General features: G+C 69.3%; 18 protein-coding genes. 6 read left to right on the top strand and 12 right to left on the bottom strand.

Annotation, left to right across the window (positions count from 1 at the left end; all coding sequences use genetic code 11):
* The 5 genes from ELQ94_RS09460 to ELQ94_RS09440 all read left to right on the top strand — a co-directional run bounded on the left by ELQ94_RS09460 (nt 1) and on the right by ELQ94_RS09440 (nt 4,972).
* Nucleotides 1-1,506, top strand: coding sequence for a sugar ABC transporter ATP-binding protein (locus tag ELQ94_RS09460; protein WP_127049467.1), 1,506 nt, complete (start codon nt 1-3; stop codon nt 1,504-1,506).
* A gap of 55 nt (nt 1,507-1,561) precedes the next feature.
* Nucleotides 1,562-2,596 carry an ABC transporter permease gene (locus tag ELQ94_RS09455; RefSeq protein ID WP_127049465.1) on the top strand — a complete coding sequence of 345 codons (1,035 nt, stop codon included), beginning with the start codon at nt 1,562-1,564 and terminating at the stop codon, nt 2,594-2,596.
* A gap of 209 nt (nt 2,597-2,805) precedes the next feature.
* On the top strand, nt 2,806-3,795 hold the full coding sequence (locus ELQ94_RS09450) for an ABC transporter substrate-binding protein (protein WP_127049463.1): 990 nt from the start codon (nt 2,806-2,808) through the stop codon (nt 3,793-3,795).
* Between the two features lie 136 nt (nt 3,796-3,931).
* Nucleotides 3,932-4,495 carry a DUF2087 domain-containing protein gene (locus ELQ94_RS09445; RefSeq protein ID WP_243696940.1) on the top strand — a complete coding sequence of 188 codons (564 nt, stop codon included), beginning with the start codon at nt 3,932-3,934 and terminating at the stop codon, nt 4,493-4,495.
* Nucleotides 4,496-4,702: 207 nt separating this feature from the next.
* Nucleotides 4,703-4,972 (top strand): hypothetical protein, encoded by a 270-nt coding sequence (locus tag ELQ94_RS09440; protein WP_127049461.1) that lies wholly within the window; start codon nt 4,703-4,705, stop codon nt 4,970-4,972.
* A gap of 107 nt (nt 4,973-5,079) precedes the next feature.
* On the opposite strand, the gene ELQ94_RS09435 is transcribed toward ELQ94_RS09440, so the two are convergent.
* From ELQ94_RS09435 to ELQ94_RS09400, 8 genes are all read right to left on the bottom strand, one after another.
* Nucleotides 5,080-6,084: a phosphotriesterase family protein gene (locus ELQ94_RS09435; protein ID WP_127049459.1), complete on the bottom strand. Its 1,005-nt coding sequence runs from the start codon at nt 6,082-6,084 to the stop codon at nt 5,080-5,082.
* Nucleotides 6,081-7,004, bottom strand: coding sequence for a shikimate dehydrogenase family protein (locus ELQ94_RS09430; protein WP_243696939.1), 924 nt, complete (start codon nt 7,002-7,004; stop codon nt 6,081-6,083). The genes ELQ94_RS09435 and ELQ94_RS09430 overlap by 4 nt, the downstream gene beginning before the upstream one ends.
* The gene (locus ELQ94_RS09425) at nt 7,001-7,675 is read right to left on the bottom strand and encodes a bifunctional 4-hydroxy-2-oxoglutarate aldolase/2-dehydro-3-deoxy-phosphogluconate aldolase (RefSeq protein ID WP_243696938.1); all 675 of its coding nucleotides are present in this window, start codon (nt 7,673-7,675) and stop codon (nt 7,001-7,003) included. The genes ELQ94_RS09430 and ELQ94_RS09425 overlap by 4 nt, the downstream gene beginning before the upstream one ends.
* Entirely contained in the window at nt 7,672-8,655 is a 984-nt protein-coding gene (locus tag ELQ94_RS09420; RefSeq protein WP_127049456.1) for an NAD(P)-dependent oxidoreductase, read from the bottom strand. Before ELQ94_RS09420 ends, ELQ94_RS09425 begins: the two co-directional genes overlap by 4 nt.
* A complete protein-coding gene (gene xylB / locus ELQ94_RS09415; protein ID WP_127049454.1) occupies nt 8,655-10,154 on the bottom strand; it encodes a xylulokinase in 1,500 nt (499 codons plus the stop codon). The genes ELQ94_RS09420 and xylB overlap by 1 nt, the downstream gene beginning before the upstream one ends.
* A gap of 62 nt (nt 10,155-10,216) precedes the next feature.
* Nucleotides 10,217-10,792 (bottom strand): glucose-6-phosphate isomerase family protein, encoded by a 576-nt coding sequence (locus ELQ94_RS09410; RefSeq protein ID WP_127049452.1) that lies wholly within the window; start codon nt 10,790-10,792, stop codon nt 10,217-10,219.
* 92 nt (nt 10,793-10,884) lie between these two features.
* The gene (locus tag ELQ94_RS09405; RefSeq protein WP_127049450.1) at nt 10,885-11,106 is read right to left on the bottom strand and encodes a hypothetical protein; all 222 of its coding nucleotides are present in this window, start codon (nt 11,104-11,106) and stop codon (nt 10,885-10,887) included.
* 52 nt (nt 11,107-11,158) lie between these two features.
* Entirely contained in the window at nt 11,159-11,482 is a 324-nt protein-coding gene (locus ELQ94_RS09400; protein WP_127049448.1) for a hypothetical protein, read from the bottom strand.
* Between the two features lie 269 nt (nt 11,483-11,751).
* Here ELQ94_RS09400 and ELQ94_RS09395 point away from each other — a divergent pair, with 269 nt between their 5' ends.
* Nucleotides 11,752-12,144, top strand: coding sequence for a hypothetical protein (locus ELQ94_RS09395; RefSeq protein WP_127049446.1), 393 nt, complete (start codon nt 11,752-11,754; stop codon nt 12,142-12,144).
* A 135-nt stretch (nt 12,145-12,279) separates the two neighbouring features.
* Here the strand turns inward: ELQ94_RS09395 and ELQ94_RS09390 are convergent, their stop codons facing one another.
* Genes ELQ94_RS09390 through ELQ94_RS09375 form a run of 4 tightly spaced genes read right to left on the bottom strand, consistent with a single transcriptional unit; the run spans nt 12,280 to nt 15,563 of the window.
* Nucleotides 12,280-13,230 (bottom strand): ABC transporter substrate-binding protein, encoded by a 951-nt coding sequence (locus ELQ94_RS09390; RefSeq protein WP_166404708.1) that lies wholly within the window; start codon nt 13,228-13,230, stop codon nt 12,280-12,282.
* Nucleotides 13,231-13,241: 11 nt separating this feature from the next.
* A complete protein-coding gene (locus ELQ94_RS09385) occupies nt 13,242-14,003 on the bottom strand; it encodes an ABC transporter permease (protein ID WP_127049442.1) in 762 nt (253 codons plus the stop codon).
* 1 nt (nt 14,004) lies between these two features.
* Nucleotides 14,005-14,703, bottom strand: coding sequence for an ABC transporter permease (locus ELQ94_RS09380; protein WP_127049440.1), 699 nt, complete (start codon nt 14,701-14,703; stop codon nt 14,005-14,007).
* Nucleotides 14,700-15,563, bottom strand: a complete 864-nt coding sequence (locus ELQ94_RS09375) for an ABC transporter ATP-binding protein (RefSeq protein ID WP_127049438.1) — start codon at nt 15,561-15,563, stop codon at nt 14,700-14,702. Before ELQ94_RS09375 ends, ELQ94_RS09380 begins: the two co-directional genes overlap by 4 nt.
* Between the last annotated feature and the right edge of the window lie 77 nt (nt 15,564-15,640).

The following is a 15,640-nucleotide window of genomic DNA, read 5'->3' as shown; positions in this document are numbered from 1 at the left end:
GTGACGACCAAATTGCTGGAAGTCCAGGGCATCAGCAAGAGCTTTCCGGGCGTGCAGGCGCTCAAGGACGTGCAGTTCGAGCTCGACCGCGGCGAGGTCCTCGCCCTCGTGGGCGAGAACGGCGCGGGCAAGTCGAGCCTCATGAAGATCCTCTCGGGCATCTACACGCGCGACGAGGGCACGATCTCGTTCGAGGGTCGCCCCGTGGAGATCGAGGGCCCGCGCGCGGCGCAGGCGCTCGGCATCTCGATCATCCACCAGGAGATGAACCTCATGCCCCACCTCACGGTGGCGCAGAACATCTACATCGGGCGTGAGCCGCGCAGCCTCGGCGGCTTCGCCCTCCGCGAGCGCGCCCTCAACAAGAAGACGGCGGAGCTGCTCGCTCGGTTGCGCATCGACCTCGACCCCCGCCAGGAGGTGGGGGAGCTCACGGTCGCGAAGCAGCAGATGGTCGAGATCGCGAAGGCGCTCTCCGTCGACTCGAAGGTGCTCATCATGGACGAGCCCACGTCGTCGCTCACCGCCTCCGAGAGCGAGACGCTCTTCCGTCTCATCGAGGGGCTGAAGGCGGACGGCACCGGCATCATCTACATCTCGCACCGCATGGAGGAGCTCGGCCGCATCGCCGACCGCGTCACCGTGATCCGCGACGGTCGTTACGTCGGCACCCTCGCGAAGGGCTCGTTCGACGTGCCCACGATCATCGAGATGATGGTGGGCCGCCACATCGACGAGAACGCGCGACCCACGGCGATCGACACCCACGACAACGACGTCGTCCTCAAGGTGGAGGATCTCAGCACCCGCAACTTCATCAACGGCGTGAGCTTCGAGCTGCGTCGTGGGGAGATCCTGGGCTTCGCCGGCCTCATGGGCGCCGGTCGCACCGAGGTGGCCCGCGCGATCATCGGCGCCGACCCGAGGACGAGCGGGACGATCACGGTGAACGGGAAGGTCGTCTCCATCACGAAGCCGACCGACGCCGTGCGTCACGGGATCGGCTACCTCTCGGAGGACCGCAAGTCGCTCGGTCTCCTGCTCGGTCAGACGGTGAGCGAGAACATCCTGCTCCCGTCGCTGCCGAACTTCAGCAACGCCCTCGGCTTCATGCAGCCCGCGAAGGGTCGCAACGTCGCCAAGCGCTACGTCGACCAGCTGAAGATCAAGACGCCGTCCGTGCAGCAGGTCACGAAGCTGCTCTCGGGAGGCAATCAGCAGAAGGTCGTCATCGCGAAGTGGCTCGAACGCGATTGCGACATCCTCATCTTCGACGAGCCCACCCGCGGCATCGACGTCGGGGCGAAGGACGAGATCTACGCCCTGCTCACCGACCTCGCCGCTCGGGGGAAGTCGATCATCGTGATCTCCTCGGAGCTGCCGGAGGTCCTGCGCCTGTCGCACCGGATCGCCGTCATGGCCACGGGGCGGATCACGGGCTTCCTCGACAACGAGAAGGCGTCCCAGAACACGATCATGGAGCTCGCGACGCGAGGCCACGAATGACGACCCCCACCTTCACCCGAATCCGTCCCGCCGTCCCTGGAGAGAAAGATCACCGATGACCACCTCCACGCCCCCCACGCCGACACCGTCGGCGAAGAACCCCGAGCAGATCAACCCGCCGGGCGGCGCTGAACGCCGCGGAATCGGACAGGTGCTCCGCAGCCAGCTGCAGCAGTCGCTCGCCTTCGCGACGCTCGTCGTGCTCATCATCTTCTTCTCGGTGTCGAGCAGCAGCTTCTTCACCGTGAGCAACATCTCGGGCATCCTTCTCTCGACCGCGGTCATCGGCATCCTCGCCGTCGGCACCACGTTCGTGATCATCACAGGCGGCATCGACCTGTCGATCGGTACCGGCATGACGCTCTGCGCGGTCATGACGGGCGTGTTCATCACGAACATGGGGCTGCCGCTCGTCGTCGGCGTCATCGGCGGCATCGCCACCGGCGCGCTCATGGGCTTCATCAACGGCTTCAACATCACGTTCCTCGGGTTGCCCCCGTTCATCGCGACGCTCGCGATGATGCTCATCGCGCAGGGTCTCGCCCTCGTGATCTCGGGTGTCGCCCCGATCTACTTCGCCGAGCAGGCCTTCAAGGACATCGCCCTCGGCACCCTGATCCCCGGCCTGCCGAACGCCGTGCTCATCCTCTTCCTCTGCGCCCTCGTGGCCTATGTGGTGCTGAGCAAGACGATCCTCGGCCGCTACACGTTCGCGATCGGCTCCAACGAGGAGGCGACGCGGCTGTCGGGCGTGAATACGCGCAAGTGGACCATCCTCATCTACACCGTCGCGGGAATCTTCACCGGTATCGCCGGTGTCGTCATCGCGGCCCGACTCGGGTCGGCGCAGCCGCAGCTCGGAACGGGCTACGAGCTGCAGGCGATCGCCGCCGTCATCATCGGCGGCACGTCGCTGCTCGGTGGTCGTGGATCGATCCTCGGCACACTCATCGGTGCGCTCATCATGAGCGTCCTGATCAACGGTCTGCGCATCCTGTCGATCCAGACGGAATGGCAGAACGTCGTGGTCGGCATCGTCATCCTCGTGGCGGTCTTCACGGACTCGCTGCGTCGCCGACGCGAAGCCTGATCCGCCCTCTCGCAAGACGAGCGGAGCGCCGGTCGGTCGAGGCACCGACCGGCGATCGTCGAACAAAACTGAAATCGGTTTCTGGCCCGCCGTTACAGGGAAGGTAACAATCCTGTATCTACATGGCCCAGCCCTGTCAAACGCCTCACGCACCACCTAACGTAAAGAGTCCAGCAGCGGTGCTGGCACCCGAGAACAATGGAGTTTCGATGAAGAACCGTAAGAAGATGTCGGTCCTCGCGGCCGCAGCGATCGCCGTCGTCGCACTCGCCGGTTGCGCCCAGGGCGGAGACGCCGGAAGCGGTGGCGACGCGGGCGGTGGGGAAGGAATCGAGATCGCGATGATCTCCAAGGGCTTCCAGCACCAGTTCTGGCAGGCCGTGAAGACCGGTGCGGAGCAGCGAGCCGAGGAGCTCGGTGTCACCATCACGTTCGAGGGCCCCGCGTCCGAGACCGAGGTCGACGCGCAGCTGCAGATGCTGCAGGCGGCCATCGACAGGAGCCCCGACGCGATCGCGTACGCCGCTCTCGACCCCGAAGCCTGCATCCCGCTCATCGACGCCGCCGGCGCCGCGGACATCCCGGTCGTCCAGTTCGACGCGGGCTGCGACTCCGACGTGCCCGTCAGCATCGCCAAGACGGACAGCCTCGGTGCCGGTGCGCTCGCGGCCGACCACATGGCCGAGCTCATGGGCGGAGAGGGTGAGGTCGCGATCGTCGGCCACAGCCAGATCAACTCCACGGGCGTCGAGCGCCGTGACGGCTTCGTCGACCAGATGGAGGCCGAGTACCCGGACATCGAGATCGTCGACATCCAGTACGGCGACGGCGACCACCTGAAGTCGGCCGACATCGCGAAGGCCATGATCGCGGCGCACCCGGACCTCAAAGGCATCTACGGCACCAACGAGGGATCGGCCGTCGGCGTGGTCAACGCGCTCACCGAGCTCAGCCTGACGGGCGACGACCTCACGGTCATCGGCTTCGACTCCGGCAAGGCTCAGATGGACGCGATCACGAACGGCCTCATGGCCGGCGCGATCACGCAGAACCCCATCGGCATCGGTGCGGAGACCGTGCAGGCGGCCTTCGACGCGATCAACGGGGAGACGCCCGAAGAGGTCATCGACACGGGCTACTTCTTCTACGACGCGGACAACATGACGGATGAGGAGATCGCGGCGGTGCTCTACGAGTAACCCGCACGTCTCCATCCCTCCGGGGATCTGAAAACGGTGATGGTGCGCGTCGAGACGCGCACCATCACCGTTTTTCATATCCAGGGGCGGGGAGAACTCCCGGCGCGGTGTCGGTCGGGGGTACTAGCGTGGACGCGTGAGTGAGAGCAGTCGATCGGAACGACGTCGGAGCGAGTCCACCGGAGCACGTCAGCGTGCGCACACCGAGCTCAACGCCTGGCGGCGGATCGTGGGCATCCTGGCCAACGACGACGCCCGCTCGGTCTATGCCCGGATCGTCCTCGGCGAGCCGGTGGACGAGGCGTCCACCGGTCTGCGCGCACGCCGACTCGGCCGTCTGCTGGGCGATCTGGTGGGCAGCGGCCTCGTCGAGGAACGCGACGGCGGACTCGTCGCGTCGGGCGAGATGTTCCGCTCGATGCTCGCCGCCGAGCCCGTGCAGCGTGCCACCGGCATCGAACGCTTCCTCCGCGACGGCCGGATCGATCAGTATCCCGCGGGGGCCGGCGAGCGCCGGGAGCTGCTCGAGTGGGTCGCGGCCGAGGCCTTCACGCCGGGTGAGGAGCTCGACGAGCCCGCGGTGAACGAGCGCCTCGAGCGGTTCGTCGACGACGTCGCCGTTCTGCGCCGCTACCTCGTCGACCACGAGCTCCTCGAGCGCACCCCGTCAGGTTCGTCCTACGCCGCGGTCGTCCGCTGACCTGGGCTATAGCTCCTCGATCGCAGCAGCGCTGTTCCGGATCCTCCTACGCCGCGGTCGTCCGCTGACGCGCTGACGCCGTCGGGCGGCCGTCACCCCCTGCCGGAGCTCCGCCCTCCAAGTGGGGACCGGTCGGTGAACAAGACCGGCGTCATCATCGGTCGCTCGCGCCCTCTCTCAGGGTGAGCAACCGAAAGGACACCACCCATGAACATCGTCATCGACGAGCACAGCGTCTGGACCACCTCCCTCAAGGCCGACCGCCTCCTGAACCGGCTCCCGTCGGAGCAGATCGCCCACCTCGGCGACGGTTTCGAGTGGGAGATCACCGACGCCGACGTGGTCGTCGCCCGCCGCTACCTCATCGGCGCACGCGTCCAGGCCATCGTCCTCGGCCGAGAGATCGCCACGATGACCGCCGCTCCCGATGCGGTCGTCTCCCAGCACCCGGCGCTCCGCCACCTCGTCACCCGCTGACCCGCTCCCGCCCCTCGTGAAGGCCCTACTCCCGAGCGAGGGCGCCACGTAGACCTAGCGCCCTCGCGGCGGATGTGTAGCCCTCGACGGGCAGCCGGCCACCGGACTCAGGAATCGGACCAGGCGAGGAATCGCGCCGGCGTTTCCGTGAGCATCCGTTCGACGGCCGCGTCCCCGATCTCGGCGCGCAAGCGCGGCAGGTAGCGCCGGCCCAGATACCCGAGGCCGGGCATACCGCCGTACGCGAGGTACCGCGAGCGGCGGGCCACGTCGTTGCCGAGCAGGATCCGTCCCCCGCCTCCGCCCTCCACGACGGCACGTGTGAGGGCCAGGAGCTCCGCGTCGCTGCGCGTCTTCGACCGGCCCATCCCGTCGTAGCCGAGGTGGGCGCCGCGTTCGGCGAGCGACAGGTGAAGTCCCGCGTCAGGGTCGCGATCCGCGTGCGCGAGAACGATGCGCTCGGCCGCCACGCCGTCGCCCTCGAGGAGATCGAGCACCTCGTGCGCCGCCGAGCAGTATTCCAGGTGCACCATGAGCGGTGCGCCCGTCGCACGGTGCGCGGTCGCGGCGGCCTCGAGCGTCGACCGCTCGACGTCGTCGATCGCCCAGTAGTCGATGCCCGTCTTGATGAGCCCGGCGCGCACGGGCCGGCCGCCCGGTGTCACGGCGATCGCGATGCCCGACGGGGACGAAACGCCCGCGAACGCCACCGCATCGGCGTCGTCGTCGAGCATCCCCACCGTGAGCTCGTGCATGAACAAAGCGGACTTGGCGTCGACGTCGAGCGCACGCTGCGGGTGCCCCGCGGGATAGTGCGCCGAGCGATGCATACCCGTGGAGGCGACGATGGTGAGGACTGTCGAGGAGGAGATGCGCGCGAGAGCGGACGTCCTCCGGCCGAGACCCACGGGCGTCGCATCGACCATCGCGTCGAATCCGCTGTCGCGCAGCGCCCCGGCCTCCTGCGCCGACGCCCGCTCGTCGTCGAGGTCGTCGCCCGGGAGCAGCGGAGTGGCCTGGAAGAGATGCTCGTGCACGTTCACCCGACCGAGCGTGCCCGCCGCCCGGTCGCCGAGCACGGTGCGCACGACACCCGTCGCCGCCTCCGTCACCGAACGGCCGCGGCGGCGTCGGCGAGCCGCTCCACGAGCTCCGGGGTGAGGTCGATGTCGAAGACCTCGGCGATCACCTGGGACCAGCCGTGGATGAAGTACCGCCAGCCGTCCACGACGGTGAGGCCGCGCTCGTCCTCCTGCGCCCGCGCCTGGGCGAGGAACTCGAGTGTGCCGCGATAGTTGAACTCCCAGACGACGGCGTTCTCCGGGAAGACGGCGTCGGCGGGCAGCGGGGAACCGGGCCGGTCCTTGCCGAGACCGCTCGCGTTCACGACGAGGCTGCGGGGCGGCGTCTCGGCGAGCAGATCGCGCGAGGCCTCCGGAGATCCGACGCGAACGTACTCGATCGCCCCCTCGTCCGTCCCGCGCCGCTCATGGACGGATCGGAGGTGCGCGAGGCGCTCGGCGCTCGTGTCGGTCACGACCGTGCGGGCCGGTCGATCGAGGCGTTCCTGAAGCGACCAGGTGAGCGCGGTCCCGGCGCCTCCGGCCCCGAGGACGAGGGCCGTCGCGCCGGTGGTGGCGAAGTGATCGGGTGGGAGGACATCGTCGAGGGCGAGCGCTGCGGTGAGCGGGTCCTTCGCATGGCCGAGCAGCCGGCCGTCCCTCACGGCGATGCTCGAGACCTCCCCGCACGCGACGGCGAACGGGTCGAGCGAGTCGAACAGGTGGTGGGCCGCGCCGTAGAGCGCCATCTTGTGGGTCGTGACGAGGGCGCCGCGGTGCTCGGGGTCGTCGCGGATGCGTTCCACGAGTTGCACGTACGCGTCGTCGGATGCGCCCACCGGCAGGTCGTGACCGACGAGTCGATCCGTCGGCAGGTCGAGGATACGCGCCCACTCGGGGAAGACACGCATGATCGACGAGCCGCCCGTGTCGACGCCGATGAAGCCCATGTAACCCCTCCGGCCGCTCACGCGCGCGCCTCCGCCCAGGCCACGGCGAACGCGCGCGCCCGACGCTCGATCTCCGCCATGTCGCCGTTCGCGAGGGCCGACGCGGGCACGAGATCCCCGCCCGCACCGAGGGCGATCGCTCCGGCGGCCACCCAGTCGCGGATGTTGTCCGGGGTCACGCCGCCCGTGGGCATGAGCGGGGTGTCGGGGAACGGCCCGCGGAGTGCGCGGAGGTAGGCAGGGCCGCCGAGCGACGCGGGAAAGATCTTCACGACGTCGGTGCGCAGGGCGAGGGCGTGCATGACCTCGGAGGGGGTGAGTGCGCCCGTCATCACGGCCAGACCCGTGTCCTTCATGGAGGCGGTGAGCTCGGCCGTCGTGCCCGGGCTCACGAGGAAGCGTGCGCCCGCGTCGGCGGCGAGGCCGGCCTGCTCGGCGGTGACGACGGTGCCGGCCCCCACGACGGCGGCGTCGCCGAAGCGTTCGGACAGTTCCCGGATCACGCGCGGAGCCTCCGGAGTGGAGAACGTGATCTCGAGCCCCGTCACGCCCCCCGCCACGAGGGCGACGGCGGCCTCGACGGCGGTCCCCGGGTCGGGAGCGCGGACGACGGCGAGGACGCCGATCCGGCGGATGCGGTCGAGGACCGCCATCACCGCCGGTGTCGGGGTGTGGAGGGACGAGATGGTCACGGTCGGGCCTTTCGGGAGGGAGCGGCGGTCGGTAGGGCGACGGGGTGTTCGGGTGCGCGACCGGCCAACACGGAGAGCACGTCCTCCACGGCGAAGCCCCCCATGTTGTCGATCGCCTCGACGGTCTGGGCGCCGAGGTGCGGCGTGATCGTGACGCGGTCCGCGAGGTCGGGGGAGAGGAGCGGGGAGTCGCGCGCCCCGGTGTCGCCCGCGATCGTGTCGGCCGCGTACGCCACGACGACCCCGTCGCGGATCGCCCCGGCGAGCGCCGCCTCGTCGACGAGGTCCGCGCGGGCCGTGTTGACGATCGTCATGCCCTGGCGCGCGCGGCCGAGCCACCCGGAGGACACGACGGTCCGGCCGCCCGGGGCGTGCAGGCTCACGAGGTCGCACGTCGGGGCGAGATCGTCCACAGGTCGGGCCGACGCGCCGAACGATGTGATGACCTCGTCGGGCACGAAGGGATCGGCCACGAGGAGGCGCGGTCCGAATCCGGACAGGCGTCGCGCGACACCCTGCCCGATGCGGCCGAATCCCACGATGCCGATCGACAGGTCAGCGATCTCGCGGCCGCGTGTCGTCGACCAATCGCCCGCGCGTACGCGGCGATCACCGGCCGCGGTGCCACGGATCGCCGCGAGCATGAGGCCGACGGTGTGGTCGGCGACCGCGTCGCTGTTGGCGCCCGGGGTGTTCGTCACGACGATGCCGCGGTCGCGCGCGGCCGCGAGATCCACGGCCTCCACCCCCACGCCGTACCGGGCGACGACCCGCAGCCCCGGGCCGGCGTCGAGGTGCGCCGCCGTCACGGGGCCGGTGCCCGCGATCCATGCGACGGCGTCCGCGAGCAGTGGGCGGAGCGTCTCGAGATCATGATCGCTCGGTCCGCGCACCACGCGGTGGCCGGAGGCCTGGAGCTGAGCGGTCACATCGGCGCGGCCGGAGGAGAAGGAGCGGCTCGTGACGAGCACTGTGCCCATCAGCGGGCCGTCCGCGTGGGGAACCAGGGTTCGAGGCGGTCGTAGGCGTCGCGGAAGATCGCCGCTCGGCCGCGGTACGCCGCGTGGCGGCCATCATCCGGGACGAACTCGGCCGTCACCTCGGAGAGGTCCCGTGCCGCCCCGAAGTCGTCGACGAGGCCGAGCCCCACTGCCGCCGTCACGGCCGCTCCGAGGCTGTTTCCCTCCTCCACGACGCTGCGGCGGCGCACGGGAACACCCCAGACGTCCGCCATGATCTGCAACCACACGGAGCTCGAGGCGCCCCCGCCGATCGCGTCGATCCGGTCGACGGTGGCGCCGGATTCGCGGAACGCGTCGATGCACGTGAGGAGATTGAAGGCGACGCCCTCGAGCACCGCGCGCGTCATGCTCGCGCGCGTGTGGTGGCGGGAGAGGCCGACGAAGGCGCCCGCCGCGTCCGGGTTGAAGTAGGGGGAGCGCTCGCCCATGAGGTACGGCAGGAAGTAGAGGCCCTCTCCCGAGGCCGACGCCGTGTCGGCGTCGGAGACGAGCGCGGACAGGCTCGCGCTCGACGGCTCGGGCGAGAGGATCTCGTTGATCCACTGCACGGCCGCGCCGCCCGCCTGCATCGTCGCCGTCGGGACGAAGAGTCCCGGCACGACGTGGCGGAAGGTGAAGACGCGCATGAGGTCGTCGACGGCCTGTCGCTCGCTCGCGAACGAGATCCACGAGGAGGTGCCGAGGCAGACGTACGCCTGGTCGGCGGGACTCACGACGCCGGCGCCGACCGCCGCGATCGGTCCGTCCCCGCCGCCGAGCACGACGCGGGTGCTGCGGGGGAGTCCCGTGGAGCTCGCCGCGTCGTCGGTGAGCTCGCCCACCACGGCGGTGGAGTCGAGGATCTCGGGGAAGATCGACAGCGGCAGTCCCGCGGCGGCGATCACGTCCTCGGCCCAGACGCCACGCTCGAGGTCGTAGGCGTTCGTCGCGGAGGCGTCCGAGTGGTCGGTCACGAGGCGGCCGGTGAGCCGCTGCACGATGAAGTCCTTCGCGACGCACACGTGCTTCACGCGGGCCCAGACGTCGGGCTCGTTGTCGCGCACCCACATGATCTTCGGCAGCGAGTAGGTGGGATTGAGGCGGTGGCCGAGCAGGGCGTAGGCGGCAGCCTGTCCGATCTCCCTCTCGAGCGCATCGGTCTGCGCGGTGCTCCGGGTATCGGCCCAGATGATCGCGGGTCGCACGGGTTCCCACGCGTCGTCGAGCAGCACGGCGCCCATCATCTGACCGCTCACGGTGAGGCCGACGACGGTGCGCGGATCCACGTCGGATCGCGACACGAGCAGTCGGGTCGCCTCGACGACCGCGTTCCACCAGTCGGCGGGGTCCTGCTCGGCGATGCCGCCGTCGGCGAACCGCGCCCCGTAGGACACGGTCACCGCGGTGACGAGTCGGCCGTCGTCCTCGTGGAGCGACGCCTTGTTCCCCGTGGTGCCGAGGTCGTGGGCGATGATCATCGGTGATCCTCTCGTCGTACCCGCTCCGGCTCGTGCGATCGGGCGCAGTGGGGTGTGTGGGGTCAGGACCCGAAGGGGCGGAGGTCCGGACCGGAGCGGCCAGCGTAGACACGCTTGCCGAGCCCGTGCTCGAGTACCCATCCGTAGTCGTGCCCAGCCCCACCGGGGTAGACGGCGAGGAAGGAGTAGGGCTCGTCGCCCGTGTTGATGCTGCGGTGCGCCCAGCCCGGAGGGATGTACCCGATCGTGTCCGGCGTCATCTCGAGATAGCGCGTCTCGGTGCCGTCGAACATCAGGAGGCCTCCCGTCCCGCGGAGGCCGAGGTAGATCTCGCCCTGGTGCTCGGGGTGCTGGTGGCCCTTCGTCATCCAGAACTCACCGGCGGTCGTGCCGGGGTGGATGGTCGTGATCGACTGCGGCAGCTCACGATCGGTCTCGGGCACGAGGGAGGACGCGACCGTGTAGACCACCGGGTCGCCGTCGTCGATCGCGGCCTGCCAGGCCTCCCGATCGGCGAAGAGACCGTCGAGGTCGGACATGCGCCGGACGAGGGTCGGCCCGGCCGGCTCGAGCGTGAGGTTCCGGGTGTCGAACCGGATGGCGGTGGGCGGGACGGGGACGGTCGAATAGGCGCTCACGTGGTGGCTGCTCCTGGGGGCTCGGGTGGCGTCGCTGCCACCGGGATGTCTGCCACCACAGTACATGTAGATACAAGTTGGCGGAAGACCGATCAGTCGCGCGTTCCCCACCCCCGAAGACGGCGGAACCACGCGCCGATCCGGGCCAGCTGCCGATCGGTGAACTCGTTCGACAGCGACTGCGTCTCCGCCCCCAGGTCACCTCCGCGCATGATCGACTCGATGGCGCGCGTCGCCCGCTCCTCCTGCTCGCGCGCGGCCCGCGATCGGGCGTCCTCCCCGTCGCGCGTCGGCTCGTTCCCGTGTTCGCTCATCGGGGTGAGCCTATGCCGGGCGCGCCCACGTCCGCGGGAAGGTCGTGTGCGGTCAGGCCGATTCCACGACGAGGACGGCCGTGACGACGAGCAGCCCGGTCAGTGCGATCGCGCCCATGAGCCACGCGAGCGTATACGCGCGTCGTCGGGCGTCGTGGATCGTGATCGCCGTGAGAATCATCCCGGCGTAGAGCAGGACGATCAGGACGATCCCCGTCGCCGCGAGCGCGAACTGGAGGTCGAGTTCGAGGACGAGCACCACGATCGCGATGGCGGCGAGTGCGCCGCCGGGGAGGAGCCACTGCACACGACCCGATCCGCGGAGCGCCGGCTGGTTCCGGACCAGCGTGGGGTCACGGTCGCTGTCGGGGGTCATGGTCGTCCTCTCTCGTACATGGAGCCAGCCGTCATCGATCAGCCGACCACCCTCCGACGCTAGATGGGGTACCCGAGCGGGACAAGGGCTGGCGTTCGGGGCTGAGACGGTCGACGGCCCCGTCCGGCCTCGTCACGGGCGCTGGAAGGCGCATGGTAGACCCGTTTTCCTGAGAGCGGCCACCTCTCTCACCTCGCCCTGCCGGTGACTATCGTGGCGGTGCCGCCGCGAGATGGCGGGTGTGAGGAGAGAGCGCGATGAGTAACAGAATGACCGATACCGGACCGGGCGTGGAGAATGAGCGCCTGATGGAACCGGAGCCGAACGTCCAGCGGATCATGTGGACGGGGACCATCTGGTTCGCCGCCGTGATCGTGTCGATCGCCCTCTCGGCGGGGATGCTGCTGTCCTCGGGCTGGCGGCCGGCCGTCCTTCCGGAGCCCCTCCAAGGGATCTGGTGGGTCGGCGCATTCGCCGTGGCGCTCAGCGTCGGCCTCATCGGCTGGTCGGGCTGCCCGATCCTCGAGGTGAGCGTCGACGTCGCCAGCCGGAACAAGTCGCGGACCATGCAGTTCGGCACGTTCCTCTTCATCGTCGGCGGGGCGATCGCCCTGGGCGTCGAGCTCCTCGGCCCCGCGGCGGGCTCGCCCCTCGTCGCATAGAGCGTCCATCGCGACCGTCGACGACGTCCGCCGAGGAGCGGCTGGGCCGAGCATCACGGAAGCCCCTCCGCCGGTCGGCGAAGGGGCTTCCGTGAGACCTCGCGCGATGGCGAGGCGAGTGGGTGGGGGCTCCCGCTACTCGAGCAGGCCCTTCTCCTCCAGCCAGTCGGCGGCCGCGGTCCCGGCCGACGCCTTCTCGTCACCCTCCACCCGGTCGCGCAGCGCGATCAGGTCGTCGGTGGTGAGCTCGGCCGAGATGCCGTTCAGCACGTCGGCGAGCTCGTCGGTGTAGATCGCGTCCGACACCAGGGGGATGACGTTCTGCGAGGAGATCAGCGCCTCGGGATCCTCAAGCACGACGAGATCCTCCGTCAGGATGGCGGGAGACGTCGTGTAGATGTCGGCGACCTGCACCGTGCCGTCGGTCAGTGCCTGCACGGTGTCGGGACCGCCGAAGTCCTCGATAGCGAGGAACTCGACATCGCCGGGGTTCACGCCGACGCCGTAGACGTCCTTGAGACCGGGGATGCCGTAGGGGAGCTCGGCGAACTGGGAATTGGCGCCGAGGGTGAAGGGCACGAGGGCGCTGAGGTCGCCGATCTCGGTGAGATCGTTCGCCTCAGCGGTCTCGCGGGTGACGACGTATGCGTCCTTGTCCTCCCCGGGCGCCGAGTCGAGCACCTGGAGGCCGTCGACCGCGACGGCCTGGACGAGTGCTGCGTCGACCTCTTCGGTCGTGCGCTCGGTGTACTCCGGGTCGTAATAGGCGAGCAGGTTGCCGTTGAACTCGGGGATGAGGTTGATCGAGCCGTCCTGCAGCGCCGGAATGGTCTGCTGGCGCGGACCGATGTTCGGCTGCGTGTCGACGTCGAATCCGGCCGCCTCGAGGGCCTGCGCGTAGATCTCCATGGTGATCTCGCTCTCGGGGAAGGCGAACGAGCCGACGACGATCTGGTCGCCCGTCGCCCCGTCCGCCGAGTCTGCGGGAGCGGTGGGGTCGGCTGAGGCGCAACCCGCAAGGGCGACCATCGCTCCGACGGCGATACCGCCGACGAGCAATCTGGTGGTGCGATGTGCTGTGGACATGGGGTTCCTTCTCATTGTTGGGTGGCGGGTTCCGCCGATAGAGGGGCACGGGTTGCATCACCGTCGGTGTCTCGCGCCCCGCGCGGGGCCGTGCCCACTGCGGCCAGCCACTGCAGCAGCGCGAAGGCTCCGTCGACGACCAGCGCCAGGGCGGTGACGAGCAGGGCGCCACCGAGTATGCGGTCGTAGTCGTTGGTGCCGATACCGGTGAGGATGATCCGGCCGAGACCGCCGACCCCGATGTAGGCGGCCACCGTGGCGGTCGCGATCACCTGCAGCACCGAGGCGCGGATACCGCCGACGATGAGGGGGAGGGCGAGCGGTATCTCGACCTGCCAGAGGATCTGGAACTCCGTCATCCCGAGTGCGCGGGAGGCGTCGATCGTCTCGCGATCCACGGACTCGAGCCCCGAATAGGCGCCCGCGAGGATCGACGGGATGGCGAGGATGATGAGCGAGATCACCACCGCGAGGTTCGCGGCGGGCAGGAACGACAGTGAGAACGCGAAGAGGGTGAAGAAGAAGTACAGCAGGCCGAGGGTCGGGAGGGCGCGCATCGCCCCCGTGAATCCGATCACGAACTGGCGCGCACGCCCCGTGTGACCGATGTAGAAGCCGAGAGGCAGGGCGATGACGAGAGCGATTCCGACACACAGCGCGGTCAGTCTCAGGTGCTCGAGCAGCAGTCCGCCGATCGCGCCGGGCTGGACGGCTCCCGCACCCCAGTTGACCGGGTCGAAGATGTAGCCGAGGGCGCCGAGGATCAGATCCATGTCAGACCCTCACACCGAGCTGGGTCGGATCGACGGGGTCGGCCTGCCGCTCGGTCTCCCCGCTCGTCGCCGTGCGATTCCACGGGAGCAGTACCCGCCCGATCAGGACGATGATGACGTCGAAGATGAGCGCCAGCAGCAGGCTCATGATGATGCCGACCCCGACTTCTTCCAGGATCTGCCGATTCTTGCCGTCGCGGAAGAGGTCGCCGAGGTTGCTCGAGCCGATGATCACGCCGACCGACACCAGGGCGATGGTGCTGACCGAGACCACGCGGATGCCCGCGAGCAGCACCGGCCCCGCGAGCGGCAGCTGTACGCGCCAGAACCTCGTCCACCCCGAGAAACCCATCGCGGTCGCCGCGTCCAGGGTCACTCTGTCGACCGAGGCGAGCCCGTCCGCCGCCGACCGCACCATGACGGCGACCCCGTAGATGCTCAGGGCGACGATGAGGTTGATGTCGTCGAGCACGCGCGACCCGATGATGAGCGGCAGGATCACGAAGAGCGGCAGTGAGGGGATCGTGTAGAGCAGGCTGCCCGAGGTGATGACGATGGCCCGCGTCACGCGGTTGCGGATGGCGATCCAGCCGAGCGGGATCGAGAGCACGAAGCTCGCGATGATCGGGATGATGGCGAGACGGATGTGTTCGAGCGTGAGCTCGAGGATGAGATCGAGGTTCGCCAGCGTCCAACTCACGAGACGGTGCCGTCCTCGGAGGGCGCCGAGGGTCTGGACGACGCGAGGACGCCCGTGGGCCGGCCGTCCTGATCGACGACGAGCGTGAGCCCGTCGTCCCCCGACCTCTCCTGTAGATGCAGGTCGCGCTGGCCCTTGTCCGCGCCGATGAAGCTCGCGACGAAGTCGTCGGCCGGCGCACTCAGGATCTGCGCCGGGGTTCCGACCTGCGCGATGCGTCCACCCTGCTTCAGGATGACGACCTGGTCCGCGATGAGGAACGCCTCGTCGATGTCGTGGGTGACGAAGACGACGGTCTTGCCGAGCTCCCGCTGGAGCCGGTTCAGCTCGACCTGGAGCTCCGCGCGCACGATCGGGTCGACCGCGCCGAAGGGCTCGTCCATGAGCAGGATGTTCGGGTCGCTCGCCAGGGCTCGTGCGACCCCGACTCGCTGCTGCTGCCCGCCGGACAGCTGCCGTGGGTAGCGGCCTGCCAGCCTGCGGTCGAGCCCGACCTTGTCGAGCAGCTCGAGGGCGCTCTCGCGTGCCTTCGCCCGGTCGGTGCGCTGGAGGAGCGGCACCGTCGCGACGTTGTGCAGAACCGTGCGGTGCGGAAGCAGCCCCGCCGCTTGCAGGACGTACCCGATGCTGCGTCGCAGCTGCACGCGATCGCGCGTGGCAACGTCGACACCGTCGATGAGAATCTGCCCGGAGGTCGGCTCGACCATCCGGTTGATCATGCGCAAGAGCGTCGTCTTTCCCGACCCGGACGAGCCGACGAACACCGTCGCCTTTCCGCTCGGAAGCTCGAGGCTGAAGTCCTCGACGGCGACCGTGCCATCAGGGAACTTCTTCGAAACGGATCGGAACTCGATGACCATGGGGGCTCATTCCTCGCAGCTTCCTGCGAATCGACATGTGCCGGACGTTCTACTCAAGCACCATTCGGGGCACGGGC

It is taken from the genome of Labedella endophytica (genome assembly GCF_003990045.1).
GTDB classification, from domain to species: Bacteria; Actinomycetota; Actinomycetes; order Actinomycetales; family Microbacteriaceae; genus Labedella; species Labedella endophytica.
This window is presented reverse-complemented; position numbering and strand designations above follow the sequence as displayed.